This window comes from Micromonospora sp. WMMD736, assembly GCF_049179015.1.
GTDB lineage: Bacteria > Actinomycetota > Actinomycetes > Mycobacteriales > Micromonosporaceae > Micromonospora.
On record NZ_JBMHMI010000100.1, the window covers coordinates 1 to 1,623 of the forward strand.

General features: G+C 70.4%; 1 protein-coding gene and 1 pseudogene. One reads left to right on the forward strand and one right to left on the reverse strand.

Features of this window, described 5'->3' with window-relative positions; all coding sequences use genetic code 11:
• The coding region (locus ACN269_RS34150) for an Rv3235 family protein (RefSeq protein ID WP_421477390.1) at positions 1 to 509 on the forward strand (509 nt) is incomplete at its 5' end.
• Positions 510 to 537: 28 nt separating this feature from the next.
• On the opposite strand, the pseudogene ACN269_RS34155 reads toward ACN269_RS34150, so the two are convergent.
• A pseudogene (locus ACN269_RS34155) lies at positions 538 to 1,623 on the reverse strand (preprotein translocase subunit SecA); the annotation flags it as partial.

The following is a 1,623-nucleotide window of genomic DNA, read 5'->3' on the forward strand; positions in this document are numbered from 1 at the left end:
CTCGCCGCCCTGCCGATCGCCCGTCGTTCACGTCGCCGGTGATCGACTACGAGCCGGCCCCGGTGCCCGGTCCGACGCCGATGTGTCCGACGCCGATGTGTCCGACGCCCAGGTCGGCCGCCCTGCATCGGCACACTCCGCGCGCGCTGCGCTCCACGCCGCGGGCAGTTGAAACGCCCGCACCCACCGCGGCTGCGGTGTTCGCCGAGGCGGTCCTGCGCCGGGTTCTGGAGGTGATCGACCGCAGACGCCCGCTGGCGCAGCTGCAGCCGTTGATCGATCCGGCGCTGTACGACTCGGTCGCGGCGTTGACGCGGTCGCGCCACGCCGCGTCGGCCACGCTGCGCCGGGTCCGGCTGCGCAGTGCGGCGCCGGACGCCGCAGGGACCAAGGCCGCCGAAGTGTTCGCCACCTACAGTCGCGGTGTCCGGCTGCGGGCCATCGCCGGCCGGGTGGAACAGGTGGCCGGCTCGGAGCGCTGGCGGCTGGTAGCGCTGCAGGTGGGCTGACGCCGGGCACCTGCCGAACGTGGCGCGGCTACCTCGAGCGGGGCTTAGCCTGCTTGCCGGCCTTGGCCTGGCGACGCGCGGCCTCCCGACGCTCGCGGCGGGTACCACCCGACGGTGCGGCGTGCCGTGGACCGCCGCCACTGCGCTGCACCTCGGGCGACCCGTCCTCGGATGGGCCGGTGTAGGTCAGCGGCGGGGTGTCGTCTTCGATCCCCTTGGCGCGCAACCCCGTCGGCGCCGGGCGCTCCTTGGTGGCGACGGCCCCCTGGGCCTTGGCCGCGGCAGCCTCGGCGAACTCCGTCAGCCCCGACGGTGCGGCGACCGGCGCCACCCGGGCCGCCGGGCTCCGCGGCACGGCTTCGACGCCGATGTTGAACAGCAAACCGACCGACTCTTCCTTGAGCGCGTCGAGCATGCCCTTGAACATGTCGTAACCTTCGCGCTGGTACTCGACCACCGGGTCACGCTGGGCCATCGCGCGCAGGCCGATGCCCTCGCGCAGATAGTCCATCTCGTAGAGATGTTCACGCCATTTGCGGTCGATGACGTTGAGCAGCACGGTGCGTTCGAGCTGACGCATCGCGCCCTCGCCGCCGATCTCCTCGATCTCCTTCTCACGCTGGGCATAGGCCCGTTCGGCGTCGGTGACCAACAGGTCGAGCAACTCCTCGCGGGTCAGCTCACCGGCCTCGCCCACCGCGTCGGAGTCGATCAGGTCGTGATGATCGACTGCCACCGGGTACAGCGTCTTGAGCGCGCCCCACAGCTGGTCCAGATCCCAGTCCTCGGAGTAGCCCTCCGCGGTGGCGCCGTCGACGTAGGCGGTGACGACGTCGACCAACATGTCGTGGGCCTGCTGCTGGAGGTTCTCCCCCTCCAGAATCCGGCGGCGCTCGGCATAGATGACCTTGCGCTGCTGATTCATCACCTCGTCGTACTTGAGGACGTTCTTGCGCACCTCGAAGTTCTGCTGCTCGACCTGGGTCTGGGCGCTCTTGATGGCGCGGGTGACCATCTTGGCCTCGATCGGCACATCCTCGGGCAGGTTCATCCGCGTCAGCAGTGCCTCCAGCGTCGCACCGTTGAACCGCCGCATCAGCTCATCGCCCAGCGA